Origin of the sequence: Pseudomonas sp. LRF_L74 (genome assembly GCF_965644255.1) — a bacterium.
GTDB lineage: Bacteria > Pseudomonadota > Gammaproteobacteria > Pseudomonadales > Pseudomonadaceae > Aquipseudomonas.
Genome location: NZ_CBFFRH010000005.1, coordinates 297946 through 317440, shown reverse-complemented (window position 1 = coordinate 317440; position 19495 = coordinate 297946). Strand labels below are relative to the sequence as shown.

Sequence of the window (19495 nt, the reverse complement as noted above, 5' to 3'; positions counted from 1 at the left end):
GCGTCCACTTCCTATCGATCTGGAGCCCGCCCATGAAAGCCATCGGTTTCTACCACGCTTTGCCCATCGACGATCCGCAATCGCTGGTCGACCTCGAACTGCCTGAACCCACGCTGCGCGACCACGATCTGCTGGTCGAGGTCAAGGCGGTTTCCGTCAACCCGGTGGATGTGAAGGTCCGGGCCGGTTCGACGCCGCCCGCAGGGCAGCCGCGTATCCTCGGCTGGGACGCCAGCGGCATCGTACGCAAGGTCGGTTCCAGGGTTTCGTGCTTCAGGGAAGGGGACCGGGTGTGGTACGCCGGCGATATCACACGCCCTGGCAGCAACGCCGAACTGCAGGCGGTCGATGAGCGCATTGTCGGGCCCATGCCGACGAGCCTGGGCTTTGCCGAGGCGGCAGCCTTGCCGCTGACGGCGATCACCGCCTGGGAGCTGCTGTTCGACCGGCTCAAGGTGCAGGACCTCGAGCCGATGACGAACGGGACATTACTGGTCGTCGGGGCGGCTGGCGGTGTCGGCTCGGTGCTGATTCAACTGGCGCGTCACCTGACCGGCCTGACGGTGATCGGTACCGCCTCGCGACCGGAAACCCGCGAGTGGGTAAGCGCCAAGGGTGCCCACCATGTGATCGACCACCACCAGCCATGGGCCGAGCAGTTGCAGCGGCTGGGTATCTCCGATGTCACCCATGTGATTGGCCTCAACCACACCGAGACCTATCTGCAGCAGATCGTCGACGTGCTCAGGCCCGAGGGGCAACTGGCGCTGATCGACGACCCGCAGGTCCTGGATATCCGCCCGTTCAAGGCCAAGTCCTTATCGGTGCACTGGGAGCTGATGTTCACTCGCTCGATGTTCAACACGGCCAGCCTAGCCCGGCAGCATAAGCTGCTGCGACGGGTGTCGGAGCTGGTGGATGCGGGCGTGGTGAGCTCGACCTTGACCCAGGCCCTCGCGGGGATCAATGCCGCGAATCTGAAGCGGGCCCATGCCCTGATCGAGACCGGTGCAACGCGGGGCAAGATCGTGCTCGAAGGGTTTTGATAACGCGCTGAAAGCTGGACGAAAGAACCAACACCGCTTGCTTGTCGTTCAGGGTTCCAGCCTCACGCGATCTTTGCGGATATCTGCCCTTGGTTTCACCGGTGCCTGTCGATCAGAACGCCAGGGTCGCCTTGCCGATCAACTGGCGCGGCTCGCCGATGACGATGGCGGGTGAGCCGCTGCCGCTGGCCGAGACGTAGTAATGCTCGTCGAAGATGTTCTTCAGGTTGAGCTGCAGGGTCAGGTCGCGCTTGTCGAAGGTCATCTTGTAGGAAACGAAGGCGTCGGCGACCTTGGCCGAAGGCAGGTAGTACTCGATGTTGGCCGAGCCGGCCGAGCCATTGTTCACGCCCCAGCGGCTCATGTAGCGGCCGCCGGCGCCGGCACGCAGTTCGCCGATGCCGATGCGGCCGAAGTCACGCGTCAGGTACAGCGCTGCGGTGTGCTTGGACACGCCATCGATGGGCTGGCCCTTGAGGATCGGGTCTTCCAGCACCTCGGTGTCGGTGAAGGCGTAGCTGCCGGTGAGGCTCCAGAACTCGTCGAGCTCACCGGTGACGTCCACTTCCAGGCCGCGTGAGCGCACCTTGCCGGAAACCCGGGTACAGGTCTCGGTGCCGCAGGTTTCGCTGGTCTGCACGTTTTTCTTGATGATGTTGAACACGGCCACGGTGGCGGTAACGCGGTCGTTCTGGAACTTGCTGCCGATCTCGTAGGACTTGCCTTCTTCCGGTGGCAGGTCGCCAATCGGCGTGGCGATCGAGGTGTTGGGGCGGAACGACTCGGTGTAGCTGCCGTAGACCGACCAGTCCGGCTGGATCATGTAGACCAGGCCCACGCGTGGCACGACCTTGCTCTCTTTCACATCGGCGCCGACGATGAACGGGCGGCCCTTGCCGGTCAGTTCGTCGAAGGCGTCGTAGCGCAGGCCCGCCTGGAGTATCCAGCGCTCGTCGAGATGGATCGAGTCCTGGATGAACAGGGCGTGAGTGTTGAGCTTGTCGGTCTGGTCGCTGTTCGCCGCGCTCACTCGGCTGGGCACCGGCACCTGGCCATAGACCGGGTTGTAATAATTGAAGCTGGTGTCGTTGACGTTGCGGATCAGGTCGCCGAGGGTGCGTTCGTTCTTCATGTAGTCGACACCGACCAGCACTTCGTGACGGATGCCGCCCCAGTTCAGGTCGCCCAGGGCGTTGACCGTCGCGGTGTGGGCGAAGTGCTTGGCGTCGCGGGTGGCATCGCCACGACGGGTGACCTGGCCGGTGGTGTAGTTGGCCGACACGAAGCGCGACTGGTAGTCGTTGTAGTAGTTGCGGCTGTAGCCGTAGCCAACGTTGAGTTTCCAATCATCGTTCAAGCGTTGCTCCACACGCAGGTTGAGGGCGTCGGAGCGGCCGGTGGTGACGTTGAACGCCTCGTCCAGGCGGCGCGTGCGCGGAATGTCCAGCACTTTGCCGGTGAGTGGGTTCATCTGCGTGCCACGGTCGAATGGCACCGAGTATTCCATGTGCTCGTAGGCCACCGACACGCTGGTGTCTTCGCCATACCAGGCCAGGGAGGGCGCGACCACGGTCTGGTCGATGTCGCCGAAGTTGCGCCAGTAATCGTAGTGCTGGTCATCGATAATCATGCGATAGGCCAGGCCGGAATCCCCCAGCGGCCCGGTGCTGTCGATCTGCGTGCCGCCGCCACCGAAGCTGGTGCCCCAGCCGGACACCGAGTGGGCCCATTGCAGTTGTGGCTTCTTGGTCACCACATTGATCACGCCGCCGGGGTCCTGGATGCCATACAGCATGGAGGCCGGGCCCTTGAGCACTTCGATGCGCTCGGTGGTGGGGGTGAAGTTGCGGGCCTGCACCGATTGCATGCCGTCACGCATGATCGAGTTGTCGCGGTTGGTGCCGAAGCCGCGCTTCTGGATCGCATCCTGGGTGCCGCCGAGCGTGTTGCCTTGCTTGACGCCACTGACGGCGTTGATCGCTTCGTCCAGGCTCTGTGGCGCGCGGTCCTCGATGACCCGGTTGGTGACCACGTTGACCGACTGCGGCACCTCGACCAGCGGCGCTTCGCTACGGGTCGCGACCGAGGCGCGAGTGGCCTGGTAGCTGACCTTGCTCTTCTCGGTGGTGGTCGCCTCGACGGCCTTGCCATCGATGTTGACTTGATCCAGCTCCAGGGCGTTCGCGGAGGTCGCGTCGGCAGCCCACAGCGGCTGTGCGAGAGCCAGGGCGAGGACGCCATAGGCACAGGCGCTGCGGGTGGAGGGGCACGGTGCAACGAGTTGTCTTACTTTCATATCGGCTGGGTCTCTGCGCTGTGGATCGTGGCGAATCGATCGCCTTTCAACCACTTCACGGAGGCCGTGCGGATATACCTCACCTGGAAATGAAAATTATTTTTAAGAACCTGAAGTGGGGACGCTTGAATGAGAGTTTGGATGGCTGGTTCCAGGCAAAAGCAGACCTTGTGACTCACCGTCACTCCCGCGAAGGCGGGAGCCCAGATGCTTCGAATTTTCTGGGTTCCCGCCTTCGCGGGAATGACGATGACTTAAGGGCTGGGGCGTAGGCGCACACCTACGGGGGCGTCCCCTAGAACTCCAGGGTGGTGGACAGCACCAGTTGCCGTGGATCGCCCATCGAGACGAAGTAGCGGCTCACGCTGGAGGTGTAGTAGTGCCGGTTGAACAGGTTGTTGGCGTTGAGCTGGATGCGCAGGCGATGTTCGCCAAGGCCGGTCTCGTAGCTGGCGAAGGCATCGGCCACGGTGTAGGCGGGGAGGTCGAAGCTGTTGGCCGGGTCCCCGGCGCGTGCGCCGACGTAGCGCGCGCCGGCGCCCAGGCGCAAGTCATCGCCGCCCAGCAGCGGGCCGTTGGCATAGGTCAGGTACAGCGAGCCACTGTGAAGCGGTACGTTGAGCAGGCGATTGCCTTGCAGGGTGGGATCGCTCAGCACTCGCGCCCGGGTATAGGCGTAGGCGCCGACCAGGCTCCAGTGGCGGGCCAGCTCGCCACTGAAGTCCAGCTCCAGGCCGCGCGAGCCGACTTCTCCGGCATTGCGGCTGATGGACTGGTTGTCCACCAGCTCACTGACCAGCACGTTGCGCTTGCGAATGTCGAACAGCGCCAGGCTGGCGGTCAGGCCGTCGTCCTGTTCGAATTTGAGCCCGCTTTCCCAGGCCCGCGCGCGTTCGGGAAGAATGCTGGCATCGATGATCTGCGCACTGGAAGCATTGAGCGGCGCGATGCTCGAGTTGGGCTTGAACGACTGGCTGTAGCTGACGTACCAGGACCACCCCGGTGCGAAGCTGTAGACCAGCCCGGCACTGGGCACCCAGGCCTGGCCATCGATGTCGGTGTTGGCATGGAACGGGCGGCCACGACCGGCGTACTGGTCGTAGGTGAGAAAGCGGCTGCCGAGCATGAGCAGCCAGTCTTCGTTCAGGTGAATCGAGTCTCGCAGGTACAAGGCCATGCTGCGCAGGCGGTCGAGCTGATCGCTGGAGTCGGCCGACACCTGGGTCGGCACCGGCTCTTGTCCATAGACCGGGTTCAGGTAGCTGAAGGTACTGCTGCTCGCCTGGCGCAGCAGGTCGGCGCGGTAATAGAGACGGTGTTCGTCGCTGATGCCCAGCAGCAGTTCATGGTCAAGGCCAAAGAGCCTGTGCTCGCCAGCCAGTTCGAGCAGGCCGATGCTGTTGCGGCTCAGCGAGTCGAGGGTGCCGTCCATGCTGCGACTGAGGGTGCCGGTGGCGGTATTCACACCGGTAACCCGCACCTGGTAGGCGTCGTAGGTTTCGCGGTTGTAGCTGTAGGCGGCGCGCAGCGTCCAGTCTGCGGATAGCTGCCGGTTGATGCTCAGGCGGGCCAGCTCGGAGCGCCCGCGCATGTCGTTGAATGGCTCGTCGAGGCGCCGTTGGTAAGGGATCGCCAGGGGACGATTGGTGCGTGGGTCGATGGCCGTGCCGCGGTCGAAAGGGGTCAGGAACTCGCGGTATTCGTAGGCCAGTTGCACTTCGGTGTCCTCGCCGAACCAGGCCAGGGAGGGGGCGACCAGTTCTTCGCGATGGACGCCGTAATTGCGCCAGTAGTCCTCGTCCTGCTGGTCGAGGATCAACCGGTAGGCGAAGTCGCTGTCGCCCAGTGCCTCCGTGCTGTCCAATGTTCCGCCACTGCCATTCTTGCCGTGCCCGTAACTGGACACGCGGCTGCTCAAGGCATGGTAAGGCTCGCGTTGCGCAGTCTTGCTGACCACGTTGATCACCCCGCCAGGCTCCTGGATGCCGTACAGCAGGCCTGCCGGGCCTTTCAATGCTTCGACCCGCTCGCTGGTGGCATTGAAATTACGCCCCTGCACCACCGGCAGGCCATCGCGCAGGATCGAGCCGTCGCGGTTGTCACCGAAGCCACGTTTCATCAGGGTGTCCTGGGTGCTGCCCAGGGTATTGCCCTGGACGATACCGCTGATGTTACGCAGGGCATCGTCGAGGTTGCGCGGGGCTTGGTCGCGTAAAATCTGGGGGGCGACCTGGCCGATCGCCTGCGGCGTATGCAACCAGTTTTCCCGGCCACGGCTGACCTGCGCGGCAGGGCCTGGCTGATAGCTGGCGTTACGACGAGCATCGATGTTCAAGGGCGTGAGCTCGGCCTGGGGAGCAGGCTGAGCCGGTTCCACGGCGAGGGTATTCGCGGCGCCCTGGCGATAGCTCAGGCCGCTGCCGTCGAGCAACCGGGCCAGGGCTTGGGCCAGTGTCATCCGGCCTTGCAGGGCCGGGGCTGGCCGACGCAGGAGGCCTTCGTCCACGTAGACCATGTTGACGCCACTGGCCTGGCTCAAGCTGCGCAAGGAGTCGGCCAACTGCTGGGCGGGAAGGGCGAAGGCATGCTCGGTCGACAGCGCGGCCGCCAGCCGGTCTTCGCTGCGCGCCGGCATGGCGAGCGTGGACAGGGCCAGCAGCAGGGTGAGACTCAGGGAAGGGCGCAGGAAGGGCATGGGGCGACGCGAACACCACTAATGAGAATTTTTCGCATTATTGCAGAGCGTCTTCGCCTTGGATACTCAGTGCAGCAGCAGAGTCCCGCCGGGCAGCCTCATCTGCTGGAAACCCAGGCTGCCACGCAACGCCGCGAGGGCGGCGAGCGGGTCGGTGCTGACCAGGTCGGCATTGACCGGGCGCCTGGCCAGGGCGTCATCGAGGATGAGGATGCGCGCCGGGTAATAGCGCTGCAGGGTCGCGACGACATCGCCCATGCTCTGGCCACGGAAGCTCAAGCGTCCGCTGCGCCAGGCCAAGGCCTGCTCCAGGTCGGCCAATTGCAGGTCGCCAGCCTGGCCGTCGTGGAAGGCGATGGTCTGGTTGGCCAGCAGAATATTGGCTTCGACACCCGTCGCCGGGACCACGGCGACGCGTCCCTGTTCGACCGTTACCCTGATGTCCTGCGTCTGCTCACGGACTTCGAAACGCGTGCCCAGCACTTGCACTTCGCCACCGCCGGCCTTGACGATGAACGGCGTGCCGGTATGGCTGACCTCGAAGAACGCCGCGCCACGCCGCAGGGTCACCAGGCGCCGGCCGTCGTGCTCAGTGAAGTCCAGGGCGCTGTCGCCATCGAGCGTGGCCGTCGATCCATCCGCCAGTGCCACGTGCAGCACCTGGGCGGGCCGACTGTGGTAATCGGCCTGCCAGTCATCCACCCAGCGTTCTGGCCGGGACAGCAGCATGACCAGGCTGGCCACGAGCACGCTGGCGGCCAGGGCCCAGGCACCACGCCATTGCCTGGCACGGGCTTTCTTGCGCCTGCCGTTGGCCAGGATCGCTTGCAGCGCGACATCCTCCTCGCGCGCCAGGCTGGATAGGCCTTGGGCCAGTTGCCAGGCCTGCAGGGCGCGTGAATAGGCGGCTGGATGTTGCGCAGCCTGTGCCAGCCACTGTTCGAAGGCACGCCAATCCTGTGCGCTTGGCTGGTCGGCCAGGCGCACGACCCAGGCCGTTGCGGCGTCTTCGAGGGTGGAGAGGTTTTCGGGTGTCATCGCATCTTTCCGCTGTCGTCACGCTGGACGACGGCCAGGCTCTGCTTGCAGGCGTCGAGGGCTCGCATCATATGCTTTTCCACGGCACTGGCGGAGATATCCATGGCATCGGCGATTTCGCCATAGGTCTGGCCGTGCACTCGGTTGAGCAGGAAAATCTGCCGGGTACGCTCAGGCAAGTCGCGCAGGGCCGCTTCGACCAGGCGCAGTTCGCTGCTGCCCTGGGCGCCGGCCTCCGGTGTGCTTGGCTCGCCGAGCCATTGCTCCGGCAGCAGAGCGGCCTCGCTGCGCTGCCGGCTGCCCTGGCTGCGCAAGTGATCCACCGCCAGGTTGCGCGCGCTGCGCATCATGTAGGGGCCGAGGTCGTCGACCTGTATATCGCGTCGGCGCCAGAAGCGGATGAACAGCTCCTGCATCAGGTCGGCGGCGGTACTGCGACAGCGCACCCAGCGGCTGAGCTGGCGTCGTAGCTGGTCCTGCTGGTCGAGAAAGGTGCGCAGCACATCGTCGGGCGTCGACGCTTCTGCGTTCGATGTCCGTGGCGGGGTGCTGGAGGGGTCGTTCTCGGGCATCGGCAGCGCTGGAGGGGAGGAAAAGGTTGCCGATGATAATGATTATTGCGCGCCAGGCGAAGGCTGTAGTTCGTCGACCACGTTCAGGCACCTGCGCAACAGGCTGGAATCGTCGCCGGCGCGATAGCTGAGAATGATCGGCGAGGTGGCCTTGCTGTCGAGCAGCGAGGTATAGCCGATGTCGTCACGGTGCAGGCGCTGCACCGAGGCGGGCACCAGGGTCACGCCTATCCCGGTGGCCACCAGGCCGATGGCGGTCTGCAATTCGTTGACCATCTGCGCCACGCGAATGCTCAGCCCCTCGCGCCGGAACACCCCCAATACATGATCGGCGTAGCTCGGGCGCGGCGTGCCCGGATAGAGCACGAAGGGTTCGCGCGCTAGCGCCTCCAGGCTGACCGGCGCGGCCAGCAGCGGGTGACCGACGGGCATCGCCGCGACCAACGGGTCCTCCTTGATCACCTGCTGCACGATGGCCGGATCATCGATGTGGATGCGGCCAAAACCGATATCGATGCGCCCGCTCTTCAACGCTTCTACCTGCTGCAGGGTGATCAGCTCCGAGAGGCCCAGTTCCACATCGCCGTCGCTGCGCAAGCGCCTGATCAACTCCGGCAACGCGCCATAGAGCGTAGAAGGCGCGAAGCCGATGCCGAGCCAGCGCTTCTGGCCATGGGCGACCCGCCGCGTGTCGTCGCAGACGCGGCCCAATTGCTCCAGCAACTGGGTCGAATGCTCATAGAAGAAACGCCCGGCCTCGGTCAGCCGCAGCGGCCGGCCACGCTCCAGCAGCGCCACGCCAAGCTCATCTTCCAATTGCTGGATCTGCCGGCTCAACGGCGGCTGGGCAATGTGCAGGCGCTCGGCGGCGCGGGTGAAGTTGAGGGTTTCCGCGACCTCGCGGAAGTAACGCAGGTGACGCAGTTCCACGATACCTCCAGGGTATGCAGCGAGACCGAAACGATATTGGACCATCAATTTTACTGGGGCCAGTCTGTGCGCAGACAAGAACAAAACCTGAAGGATATGTCATGCGCCCACGCATACTACCTGATGCCACTGCCCCGATGCGGCGCCTGCGCAACGTGAACGAGGCGCCCCAGGCTGCCTGCTCGCTGTCCGCCGTCTCTCTCATTCGTGCCGGACACCTGTCATGACATCGCCCATTATCGAACGCTTCGAAACCCTGATCGTCGACCTGCCGACCATCCGTCCGCACAAACTGGCGATGCACACCATGCAGCACCAGAGCATGGTGATCCTGCGCATCTTCTGCAGCGACGCTATCGAAGGCGTCGGCGAGGCGACCACCATCGGTGGCCTGGCCTATGGCAACGAAAGCCCCGAGAGCATCAAGGTCAACCTGGATACTTATTTCGCACCGCTGCTGATCGGCCAGGATGCCGGCAACATCAACGGCGCCATGCGCCGCATCGCGCTGTCGGTACGCGGCAACACCTTCGCCCGCTCGGCGGTGGAGACCGCGTTGCTGGATGCCCAGGGCAAGCGCCTGGGCCTGCCTGTCGCCGAACTGCTGGGCGGCCGCGTGCGTGACAGCCTGGAAGTGGCCTGGACGCTGGCCAGCGGCGACACCGGGAAAGACATCGAAGAAGCCGAGCGCATGCTCGACCTGCGCCGCCACCGGCATTTCAAGCTGAAGATCGGTGCCAACGAGCCGGCCCGCGACATCGCTCACGTCGCCGCGATCAAGCGCGCCCTGGGCGATCGCGCCAGCGTACGGGTCGATCTCAACCAGTCGTGGAGCGAGGCGCTGGCCCTGCGTGGCTGCCAGCAGTTGGCCGATGCCGGCGTCGAGCTGATCGAACAACCGATCCCGCGCCAGGATCACCTGGCCCAGGCACGGGTTTCCGCGCGCAGCCCGGTGCCGGTGATGGCCGACGAGGCCATCGAGTCGGTGGAGGACAGTTTCGCGTTGGCGCGTGCCGGTTCCGCCCCGGTGTTCGCCCTGAAGATCGCCAAGAACGGTGGCCCGCGCGCGGTGCTGCGCACGGCGGCAATCGCCGAGGCCGCGGGGATCGGCCTGTATGGCGGGACCATGCTCGAAGGCAGCATCGGCACCCTGGCCTCGGCCCATGCCTTCGCCACCCTCGACAAGCTGGAGTGGCACACCGAGCTGTTCGGCCCGCTGCTGCTGACCGAAGACATCCTGCTCGAGCCGCCGCTCTACCGTGACTTCCACTTGCATGTACCGCGTGCACCAGGCCTTGGCGTGGTGCTGGACGAAGAGCGCCTGGCGCATTTCCGCCGTCGCTGAACCGAGGAGAACCCCATGCTGTTCCATGTGCGCATGACCGTGAAACTGCCCGCCGACATGCCGGTCGAGCAGGCGACCCGGCTCAAGGCCGATGAAAAGGAACTGGCCCAGCGTCTGCAGCGCGAAGGCACCTGGCGTCACCTGTGGCGCATCGCCGGGCTGTACGCCAACGTCAGCATTTTCGACGTGGCGGACGCCCAGGCACTGCACGACACCCTGATGCAACTGCCGCTTTACCCCTACATGGAGATCGAGGTCATGGCGATGTGTCGCCATCCATCCTCGATCCATAACGACGACCGCTAGTAGGCCGCTGAAAACTACCTGCGTTGCCATCGCAGCGTTAAAAACAGGCTCAAAATGCTCATTTACGCTCGTAAACTCCGCTTTTTCGCCTGTTTTTGCCTTGCGCTGGCTGCCTCGCCTACGTTTTCAACGACCTCCTAAACATTGACCGCTTCGCCATAACCGATTCCGATGCAAAGACAAAAACAAGATGAGGACTCAGCCATGACCGTACGTATTGCCCACACCGCCGAGGTACAGAAGTTCTTCGAGAATGCCAGTGGCTTCGACAACGACGCTGGTAGTTCGCGGATGAAAACCGTGGTCCACCGCGTGCTGACCGACACGATCAAGATCATCGAGGACCTGCAGATCGCCCCCGAGGAGTTCTGGAAGGCCGTCAACTACCTCAATACCCTCGGCGCGCGCCAGGAAGCCGGCCTGCTGGTGGCGGGCCTGGGCCTGGAGCATTACCTCGACCTGCTGCTGGATGCCGAGGACGAAGAAGCCGGGCGCACCGGTGGCACGCCACGCACCATCGAAGGCCCGCTGTACGTGGCCGGCGCACCGCTGTGCCAGCATCAGGCCCGCCTGGATGACGGCCAGGACCCTGGCGTGCCACTGTTCATGCAGGGGCAGGTATTCGACACCAGCGGCAAGCCCTTGGTCGGAGCCATCGTTGATGTCTGGCATGCCAACACTGGCGGCACCTATTCCTACTTCGACCAGTCTCAGTCCGAATTCAACCTGCGCCGGCGTATCGTCACCGACGCCGAGGGCCGCTACAGCTTCCGCAGCATCGTACCGTCCGGCTACGGCTGCCCGCCGGATGGCCCGACCCAGCAACTGCTCGACCAGCTTGGTCGCCATGGCCAGCGTCCGGCCCACATTCACTTCTTTATCTCTGCGCCGGGTCATCGCCACCTGACCACCCAGATCAACCTGGATGGCGACAAGTACCTGCATGACGATTTTGCCTATGCCACCCGCGACGAGCTGATCGCCCGCATCGACTTCTTCGACGATGCCAAGCGGGCCAAGGCCCATGGCATCGAAGGGCGCTTCGCCGAGATCGAATTCCACTTCACCCTGCAGCCAACCGAAGAACCCCGGTCCGAAGAGCGTCGCGAGCGAGTGCGGGCACTGGAGGCTTGACCATAGACGCTCCTGGGCAAGGCCCGGGGGCGTGTTCCATCCAGGGTCCGTTGACGTACTGAAGCGCCAACAGACCCTGAGGTCGTGAGCGAAAAGATGTAACCCTTTGTCTCGCCGTTGTAACCCGTGCCGGTGCAGTGGCTAGAATCGCGCGGTGATCAGCGGACCGCCCTGGCGGTTCTGCCATATAAGAAAAACAAAGAGGCCTGATGAATGAGCAACTCCTTGCTGAGCGAGCGCAGCCGTGTGTTCGAACGCGCCGATCCTTACGCGGTATCGGATTACGTCAACCAGCATGTGGGCGCGCACTGTATCCGTTTGCCCACCAGCGGCTTTCCCGAGGCGAGCATCAACCACCGCAAGTTCTCCAGCCTCGACCTGTGCCGCCTCAGCTATGGCGGCAGTGTCAGGGTCACCTCGCCAGCGCTGGAAAGCATCTATCACTTGCAGATCCTGCTCAGTGGCCACTGTCGTTCCCTGTGCCGAGGCGAGGAGCACTATTACGTCCCTGGCGAATTGTTGTTGATCAACCCGGACGATCCTGTCGACCTGACCTACTCGGCCGACTGCGAGAAATTCATCATCAAGCTGCCGATCAGCCTGCTGGAAAAAAGCTGCCTGGAGCAGCACTGGCAACTGCCGGAGCAGGGTATCCGCTTCGCCTCGGCGCGCCATGACATGCGGGCCCTGGAAGGTTTTCTCAGTCTGGCGATGGTGATCTGCGAGGAAGCGGAAGCCATGCACTGCCTGCCACAGGTGCAGGATTACTATGCGCGCATCGTTGCCAGCAAACTCCTGGGGTTGCTGGCAAACAACGTGCAGCGCATGCAGGTCGTCGACCAGGCCGGTTCCTTCGAACAGGTACTCGACTACATCGAGCGGCACCTGACCCACGATATCGGCCTGGGGCAGTTGCTGGCCGTGGCCCGGGTCAGCGAGCGCTCGCTGTATACGATGTTCGAGCGCCATGTCGGCGTATCCCCGGGCGACTATATCCGCCAGCGCAAGCTCGATCGTATCCATGCCCGCCTGCTCGATCCGTCCAGCCAGGTGCGGAGCGTCACCGAAGTCGCGCTGGACCATGGCTTCCTGCACCTGGGACGGTTCTCCGAAATCTACCGCAAGCGCTTCGGTGAACTCCCATCCGCCACCTTTCGCCGAAACCGTTGACGGAAGAACCTGTCCCTCAGGAAGCTTTGAGGCAGGAGCGGACGTTCGTTATTCCGTCATTCCCGCGCAGGCGGGAATCCAGAAGCGCTTTTTTGGGCTCCCGCCTTCGCGGGAGTGACGGCTAGACACACCGAGTAATGACGTCCGCTCCTGCCTCGAAGCTGCCATTCGAACGAGCTCGTCAAGATCGTGAACATCTTCTAAGACACACGAATTCGTGACACCTCATTCATCCACCGTCTGGCCCTCGTCACGGTAGATCGGCAGAGCCTTGCCGCAGCCTGCGCGAGTCTTGAGGCCCCCTGCAGAAAGTGGATAGCGTTCTGCAGCAATCGGCTATTGCCCCTTCGTACCCGCTCTTAATCTGGCCCTGCCTGATACAAGAACAACGGAGGGTACGACCCCATGACCGGCACACTCGATCGCCTTGCCCGGCAACTCACCGATTCCGTCCACGAAGACCCTGCCAAGGGTATCTTCCGCTGCCGCCGCGATGTCTTCACCGACCCCGAGCTGTTCGAGCTGGAGATGAAGCACATTTTCGAGAACGGCTGGATCTACCTGGCCCACGAAAGCCAGATTCCCGGGAACAACGACTATTTCACCACCCATATCGGCCGCCAGCCGGTGGTCATCACCCGCGACAAGCAGGGAGAACTGCATGGTCTGATCAACGCCTGCGCCCACCGTGGCGCGGTGTTGTGCCGGCGCAAGCAGGGCAACAAGGGTTCCTTCACCTGTCCCTTCCATGGCTGGACCTTCAGCAACGCCGGCAAGCTGCTCAAGGTGAAGGACGCCAAGACCGGTGGCTATCCGGAGCGCTTCGACTGCGATGGTTCGCATGATCTAAAGCGCCTTGCGCACTTCCAGAACTATCGTGGCTTCCTGTTCGGCAGCCTCAGCGAACAGACGCTCAGCCTGGAAGACTACCTGGGCGAGACCCGGGTGATCATCGACCAGATCGTCGACCAGGCGCCTGAAGGGCTGGAGGTGCTGCGTGGCAACTCCTCGTACTTCTACGACGGTAACTGGAAGCTGCAGATCGAGAACGGCGCCGACGGTTACCACGTCAGCTCGGTGCACTGGAACTACTCGGCGACCATGCAGCGCCGCAACTATGAGGCCGAGGGCACGCGCACGGTAGATGCCAATGGCTGGTCTAAAAGCATCGGTGGGGTCTATGCCTACGAGCACGGCCACATTCTGCTATGGACACGCCTGATCAATCCTGAAGTGCGGCCGGTGTTCGAGCACCGTGACGAACTGGCGGCCAAGTTCGGCGCGACCCGTGCCGACATCATCGTTGGCCAGACCCGCAACCTGTGCCTGTACCCCAACGTCTACCTGATGGATCAATTTTCCACGCAGATCCGCGTGGTGCGTCCCATCGCCGTGGACAAGACCGAGGTCACCATCTACTGCTTCGCGCCCAAGGGCGAGAGTGACAAGGCCCGGACACTGCGTATCCGTCAGTACGAGGATTTCTTCAACGTCACCGGCATGGGCACGCCAGACGACCTGGAAGAGTTCCGCGCCTGCCAGAGCGGCTATGCCGGCCAGGCCGCGCAGTGGAACGACCTCAGCCGTGGCGCCAGTCACTGGATCGAAGGGCCTGACGACAACGCCAGGGCCATGGGCATGCAGCCGCTGCTAAGCGGCGTGAAGTCCGAGGACGAAGGGTTGTTCGTGCGCCAGCACGCCTATTGGGCGCAGGCCATGCGCAAAGCCATCGACAGCGAGCGCAGCAAGCTGATCGCCACTGACGGGGAGTGCGCGGCATGAGCGGCACGCGCCAGCAACTTCTCGACTTCATCCACCGCGAGGCGCGCCTGCTGGACGACCGCCAGTGGGACGAATGGCTGGAGTGCTATGCGAGCAACGTGGTGTTCTGGATGCCTTCGTGGGACGACGATGATCGCCTCACCGAAGACCCGCAGCGGGAAATCTCGCTGATCTACTACCCCAATCGCGAGGGGCTGGAAGACCGGGTCTTCCGGATCAAGACCGAGCGTTCCAGCGCCAGTACGCCGGAACCGCGTACCGCCCATTTCATCGCCAACCTGGAGGTGCTGGAGGAGGGTGGCGAGCAGGTCGAGCTGCGCTTCAACTGGCAGACCCTCAGTCATCGCTACAAGACCACCGACGTGTATTTCGGCACCTCGTTCTACCGCCTCGACGTGCGCGGCGAGCAGCCGCTGATCACGCGCAAGAAGGTGGTGCTGAAGAACGACTACGTGCATCAGGTGCTCGATATCTACCACATCTGAATCGCCGCGCAGCTGTCGCATCGACGACACCTGCGCCGAGGTATCGCCATGACCTATACCATCGCCCTGAACTTCGAGGACGGGGTCACCCGGTTCATCGACTGCAAGGCCAACGAGAAGGTGCTGGATGCGGCCTATCGCAACCGCATCAACCTGCCCATGGACTGCTCCGACGGCGTGTGCGGCACCTGCAAGTGCCGCTGCGAAGACGGTGAATATGACCTGGGCGAAGACTATATCGAGGATGCCCTGAGCGAGGACGAGGCCAGGCAAGGCCTGGTCCTGACCTGCCAGATGGTGCCCAGCTCCGATTGCGTGATCGCGGTGCCGGTGCCATCCACCGCCTGCAAGACCGGCATCAGCCAGTTCGAGGCGACCCTGGCCAGCGTCACGCCGCATGCCGATGCAGCGCTGGAGGTGGCCTTCGATATCGCCGAGGGCAGCAGCGCGCCAACCTTTCTGCCGGGCCAGTACGTCAATATCGGTGTGCCGGGTGGCAGCCAGACACGGGCCTATTCATTCAGCAGCAAGCCGGGCGAGTCGCGTTTTGGCTTTCTGATCAAGCGCGTGCCCGGCGGTTTGATGAGCGCCTATCTGGACCAGGCCCAGCCTGGCGAGCGCCTGCAATTCACCGGGCCGCTGGGCAGTTTCTACCTGCGTGAAGTCCGCCGCCCCTTGCTGTTACTGGCGGGCGGTACTGGCCTGGCGCCGTTCCTGTCGATGCTCGAGGTATTGGCCGAGCGCGGCTGCGAACAGCCGATCAGCCTGATCTATGGCGTGACCCGTGATCTCGACCTGGTGCAGGTCGAGCGTTTGCAAGCATTGGCCGAGCGCCTGCCGAGCCTGGTGTTCATCACTTGTGTGGCCGAGCCGCAGTCCAGCCATCCGCGCAAGGGCTACGTCACCCAGCACATGAACGTGGCGATGCTCAACGACGGCGATGTCGATGTGTACCTGTGCGGGCCGCCGCCGATGGTCGATGCGGTGCGTAAACACTTCAGCGAGCAGGGCGTGACGCCTGCGAGCTTTCACTATGAGAAGTTCACCCCGACCCAGGTCGCCAGCCCGGAGCGTCAGGCGCTTTCGGCCTGAGGAGATGAATCATGCACAAGCGATTCGCTAACAAAGTGGCGCTGGTAACCGGCGCCGGCCAGGGCATCGGCCGCCGCGTGGCCGAGCGGCTGGTGGCCGAAGGCGCGCGCCTGGTTGCAGTGGACCGTGCCGAGCTGGTCCATGAATTGCAAGACGAACTGGGGCAGGGCGCCGAGCTGCTGACCCTGACTGCGGACCTTGAGCGATACGAGGATTGCCAGCAGGTCATGCAAGCGGCCGTCGAGCGCTTCGGGCGCCTGGACATCCTCGTCAACAATGTGGGCGGCACCATCTGGGCCAAGCCGTTCGAGCATTACCGCGAGGAGGAGATCGAGGCCGAGATCCGCCGCTCGCTGTTCCCGACCCTGTGGTGCTGCCATGCGGCATTGCCGCAGATGCTGGAGCAGGGCAGTGGGACCATCGTCAACGTCTCGTCCATCGCCACCCGCAGCCTCAACCGTGTGCCCTATGGCGCGGCCAAGGGCGGGGTCAACGCGCTGACGGCCTGCCTGGCCTTCGAGAATGCCGGGCGTGGCATCCGCGTCAACGCCACCGCCCCCGGCGGCACCGAGGCGCCACCCCGGCGGGTGCCGCGCAACAGCGCCGAGCAGAGCGAGCAGGAGAAGGTCTGGTACCAGCAGATCGTCGACCAGACCCTCGACACCAGCCCGATGAAACGCTACGGCACGCTCGACGAGCAGGTCGGAGCGATCCTGTTCCTCGCCTCGGACGAGGCCTCCTATATCACCGGCGTGACGTTGCCAGTCGGGGGCGGAGACCTCGGTTGAGGATGATCTGCAAATAGTCGTCATTCCCGCAGTTGGACTCCCGCCTTCGCGGGAGTGGCGGGGTATCGCTCAGAAAGTCCCTGGGCACGCTTCAAAAGACTGCACCAACCAATCGCCAAGTCTTAACAACAAAAACAAGAGACCCATGCCATGCGTACCCTCGACGTCAACGAAATCATCGACAATGCCCGTTTCAACCGCTTCCACTGGCTGGTGATGTGCCTGTGCGCCTTGCTGCTGATCTTCGACGGCTACGACCTGTTCATCTATGGCGTGGTGCTGCCGGTGATCATGCAGGAGTGGGGGCTTACCCCCCTGCAGGCCGGCGCGCTGGGCAGCTATGCGCTGTTCGGCATGATGTTCGGCGCGCTGCTGTTCGGCAGCCTGGCCGACAGGATCGGGCGCAAGAAGGGCATCGCCATCTGCTTCGCCCTGTTCAGCGCCGCGACCATCGTCAATGGTTTCGCCAGCAATCCCACGGAGTTCGGCATTTGCCGGTTCATTGCCGGCCTGGGTTGCGGCGGGCTGATGCCCAATGCCGTGGCGCTGATGAACGAATATGCCCCCAAGAGGATGCGCAGCACCTTGGTGGCGGTGATGTTCAGCGGTTATTCCCTGGGCGGCATGCTGTCGGCTGGCGTGGGCATCTTCATGCTGCCGCGCTTCGGCTGGGAGTCGATGTTCTTCGCCGCTGCCGTGCCGCTTCTGTTACTCCCGGCGATCCTTCATTACCTGCCGGAGTCGGTTGGCTTTCTAGTACGACGCGGTCGCCATGACCAGGCCAGGGCACTGCTCCAACGCCTCGATCCGCAGGTGTCCCTGGAGGCCACCGAGGAACTGGTGGTGAGCGAGCGCAAGGGCAGCGGCGTGTCGGTGCTGGAGCTGTTCCGCAATGGCCTGGCCGTACGCACCCTGTCGATCTGGCTGGCGTTCTTCTGCTGCCTGCTGATGGTCTATGCCCTCAGTTCGTGGCTGCCCAAGCTCATGGCCGGCGCTGGTTATAGCCTCGGCTCCAGCCTGTCGTTCCTGCTGGCATTGAATTTCGGCGGCATGGCCGGGGCGATCCTTGGCGGCTGGCTGGGGGATCGGTTCAACCTGACCAAGGTCAAGGTCGGCTTCTTCATCGCCGCCGCCGCGTCGATCAGCCTGCTCGGCTTCAACAGCCCGATGCTGGTGCTGTACCTGCTGATCTTCATCGCCGGGGCGACCACCATCGGTACGCAAATCCTGCTCTACGCCGGCACCGCCCAACTGTATGACTTGTCGATCCGTTCCACCGGCCTGGGCTGGGCCTCGGGCATCGGCCGCAATGGCGCCATCGTCGGGCCGTTGCTCGGCGGCGCGCTGATGGGCATCGAACTGCCGCTGCAACTGAACTTCCTGGCCTTCGCCGTGCCGGGCGCCATCGCGGCCCTGGCCATGCTGGTGTTCGTGATGAACAGCACCCGGCACAGACGCGCCAGCCTGCCGCTGGCCGCCGCCAAGGCCTGATCGCCGCCTGACGCGCCCTCGCCGGGGCGCGTTTCCCACGACAACCCAACGCTGTGGCATGGCCACGGCGGGAGCGAACGTGCATGAAAGGCCTGTTCGAGGATTGCTCGTTGTCTGCCCTGGTGGCAGGGGGCGTGGCGACACTGATTTCGTTCGCCGGTCCCTTGGTGATCATTTTCCAGGCGGCGGACGCCGGAGGTCTGGACAGCCGTCAACTGTCATCCTGGATCGCCGCGATTTCCCTGGGCAGCGCCGTGCTCGGTTTCTGGCTCAGCCTGCGCTACCGGGTGCCGGTGGTGATCGCCTGGTCGATACCGGGGTCAGCGCTGCTGGTGTCGGCGTTGCCGCAGATCGGCTTGGAGCAGGCGGTTGGCGCCTACCTGATCGCCAACCTGATGCTGGTGCTGATTGGCGTCAGCGGTGCTTTTGACTGGCTGGTCGCGCGGCTGCCCGGCTCGATAGCCGCCGGCCTGCAGGCGGGCATCCTGTTCGGTTTCGGCGTCGGGGTATTCCAGTCGCTGCCAGCACAGCCTGTATTGGTGCTGGCCATGTTCGCCGCCTATGTGCTGCTGCGTCGGCTGCTGCCGCGTTATGCGGTGGCCGTGGTGCTGTTGGTGGGGGTGTCGGTTGCGTTACTGGGCGGCAGCCTGAAAGTGCCGCACCTGGCCTTCGAATGGGCGAGCCTGCAATGGATCGAACCCCGCTTCAGTTTCAGTGCCGTGCTCAACCTGGCGCTGCCGCTGGTACTGGTTGCGTTGACCGGGCAATTCATGCCCGGCATGGCCGTGCTGCGCAACGCCGGCTACCCGATAGCGTCCGGGCCACTGATCAGCGCCAGTGCCTGGGTCGGGGCGCTGCTCGCGCCATTCGGTTGCCATGGCCTGAACCTGGCGGCCGTCACCGCCAGCCTGTGCACCAGCCGCGAGGCCCATGAAAACCCGGCGCGGCGCTACATCGCGGCACTCTCGGGCAGCCTGTTCTACCTGCTGTTCGGCCTGGCCGGAGCCACGGTGGTGGCGTTGTTCGCGGCCTTGCCTGGCGAACTGATCGCGGCCCTGGCCGGCCTGGCGCTGTTCGGCGCGCTCAGCGAGGCGCTGAGCCGCAGTTGCGCCGTGGAAGGCGAGCGCGACGCGGGCCTGTTCACCTTTCTCGTCACCGCTTCCGGGGTGTCATTCCTCGGCCTTTCCGCTGCTTTCTGGGGGCTTGTGCTCGGCCTGCTGGTGCATCTGCTCCAGCAGGCCAGGCGCAAACGCCTGGAGATACGGGGCCCGGTGTCCCGCTGATTCATCCGTGGTCCATTAGCGCCTCCTTGCGTGCGCGAAGAG

General features: G+C 64.0%; 16 protein-coding genes. 11 read left to right on the top strand and 5 right to left on the bottom strand.

Annotated features, from left to right (window positions below; all coding sequences use genetic code 11):
• Positions 1-32: 32 nt before the first annotated feature.
• Entirely contained in the window at positions 33-1046 is a 1014-nt protein-coding gene (locus tag ACSZPK_RS15025) for a zinc-binding alcohol dehydrogenase family protein (RefSeq protein ID WP_437882275.1), read from the top strand.
• 112 nt (positions 1047-1158) lie between these two features.
• On the opposite strand, the gene ACSZPK_RS15020 is transcribed toward ACSZPK_RS15025, so the two are convergent.
• The 5 genes from ACSZPK_RS15020 to ACSZPK_RS15000 form a co-directional block, all read right to left on the bottom strand.
• Entirely contained in the window at positions 1159-3342 is a 2184-nt protein-coding gene (locus tag ACSZPK_RS15020) for a TonB-dependent siderophore receptor (protein WP_437882274.1), read from the bottom strand.
• Positions 3343-3637: 295 nt separating this feature from the next.
• On the bottom strand, positions 3638-6037 hold the full coding sequence (locus ACSZPK_RS15015; RefSeq protein WP_437882273.1) for a TonB-dependent siderophore receptor: 2400 nt from the start codon (positions 6035-6037) through the stop codon (positions 3638-3640).
• Positions 6038-6103: 66 nt separating this feature from the next.
• A complete protein-coding gene (locus ACSZPK_RS15010; protein WP_437882272.1) occupies positions 6104-7075 on the bottom strand; it encodes a FecR family protein in 972 nt (323 codons plus the stop codon).
• Positions 7072-7647, bottom strand: coding sequence for an RNA polymerase sigma factor (locus ACSZPK_RS15005; RefSeq protein WP_437882271.1), 576 nt, complete (start codon positions 7645-7647; stop codon positions 7072-7074). Before ACSZPK_RS15005 ends, ACSZPK_RS15010 begins: the two co-directional genes overlap by 4 nt.
• A 42-nt stretch (positions 7648-7689) precedes the next feature.
• Positions 7690-8577 carry a LysR family transcriptional regulator gene (locus tag ACSZPK_RS15000; RefSeq protein ID WP_437882270.1) on the bottom strand — a complete coding sequence of 296 codons (888 nt, stop codon included), beginning with the start codon at positions 8575-8577 and terminating at the stop codon, positions 7690-7692.
• A gap of 223 nt (positions 8578-8800) precedes the next feature.
• Here ACSZPK_RS15000 and ACSZPK_RS14995 point away from each other — a divergent pair, with 223 nt between their 5' ends.
• The 10 genes from ACSZPK_RS14995 to ACSZPK_RS14950 all read left to right on the top strand — a co-directional run bounded on the left by ACSZPK_RS14995 (position 8801) and on the right by ACSZPK_RS14950 (position 19453).
• Positions 8801-9922, top strand: a complete 1122-nt coding sequence (locus ACSZPK_RS14995; protein WP_437882269.1) for a muconate/chloromuconate family cycloisomerase — start codon at positions 8801-8803, stop codon at positions 9920-9922.
• A gap of 15 nt (positions 9923-9937) precedes the next feature.
• Positions 9938-10228, top strand: coding sequence for a muconolactone Delta-isomerase (catC, locus tag ACSZPK_RS14990; RefSeq protein ID WP_437882268.1), 291 nt, complete (start codon positions 9938-9940; stop codon positions 10226-10228).
• A 204-nt stretch (positions 10229-10432) separates the two neighbouring features.
• On the top strand, positions 10433-11362 hold the full coding sequence (catA, locus tag ACSZPK_RS14985) for a catechol 1,2-dioxygenase (protein ID WP_437882267.1): 930 nt from the start codon (positions 10433-10435) through the stop codon (positions 11360-11362).
• A gap of 213 nt (positions 11363-11575) precedes the next feature.
• Positions 11576-12532 (top strand): AraC family transcriptional regulator, encoded by a 957-nt coding sequence (locus ACSZPK_RS14980; RefSeq protein ID WP_437882266.1) that lies wholly within the window; start codon positions 11576-11578, stop codon positions 12530-12532.
• Between the two features lie 405 nt (positions 12533-12937).
• Positions 12938-14314 (top strand): Rieske 2Fe-2S domain-containing protein, encoded by a 1377-nt coding sequence (locus tag ACSZPK_RS14975; RefSeq protein WP_437882265.1) that lies wholly within the window; start codon positions 12938-12940, stop codon positions 14312-14314.
• A complete protein-coding gene (gene benB, locus ACSZPK_RS14970; protein ID WP_437882264.1) occupies positions 14311-14799 on the top strand; it encodes a benzoate 1,2-dioxygenase small subunit in 489 nt (162 codons plus the stop codon). The genes ACSZPK_RS14975 and benB overlap by 4 nt, the downstream gene beginning before the upstream one ends.
• Positions 14800-14847: 48 nt before the next feature.
• Positions 14848-15891 (top strand): benzoate 1,2-dioxygenase electron transfer component BenC, encoded by a 1044-nt coding sequence (gene benC / locus ACSZPK_RS14965; protein WP_437882263.1) that lies wholly within the window; start codon positions 14848-14850, stop codon positions 15889-15891.
• An 11-nt stretch (positions 15892-15902) separates the two neighbouring features.
• Positions 15903-16679: a 1,6-dihydroxycyclohexa-2,4-diene-1-carboxylate dehydrogenase gene (locus ACSZPK_RS14960; RefSeq protein ID WP_437882262.1), complete on the top strand. Its 777-nt coding sequence runs from the start codon at positions 15903-15905 to the stop codon at positions 16677-16679.
• A 150-nt stretch (positions 16680-16829) separates the two neighbouring features.
• Positions 16830-18170 (top strand): MFS transporter, encoded by a 1341-nt coding sequence (locus tag ACSZPK_RS14955; RefSeq protein WP_437882261.1) that lies wholly within the window; start codon positions 16830-16832, stop codon positions 18168-18170.
• Positions 18171-18253: 83 nt separating this feature from the next.
• Positions 18254-19453, top strand: a complete 1200-nt coding sequence (locus ACSZPK_RS14950; protein ID WP_437882260.1) for a benzoate/H(+) symporter BenE family transporter — start codon at positions 18254-18256, stop codon at positions 19451-19453.
• Positions 19454-19495 lie beyond the last annotated feature (42 nt).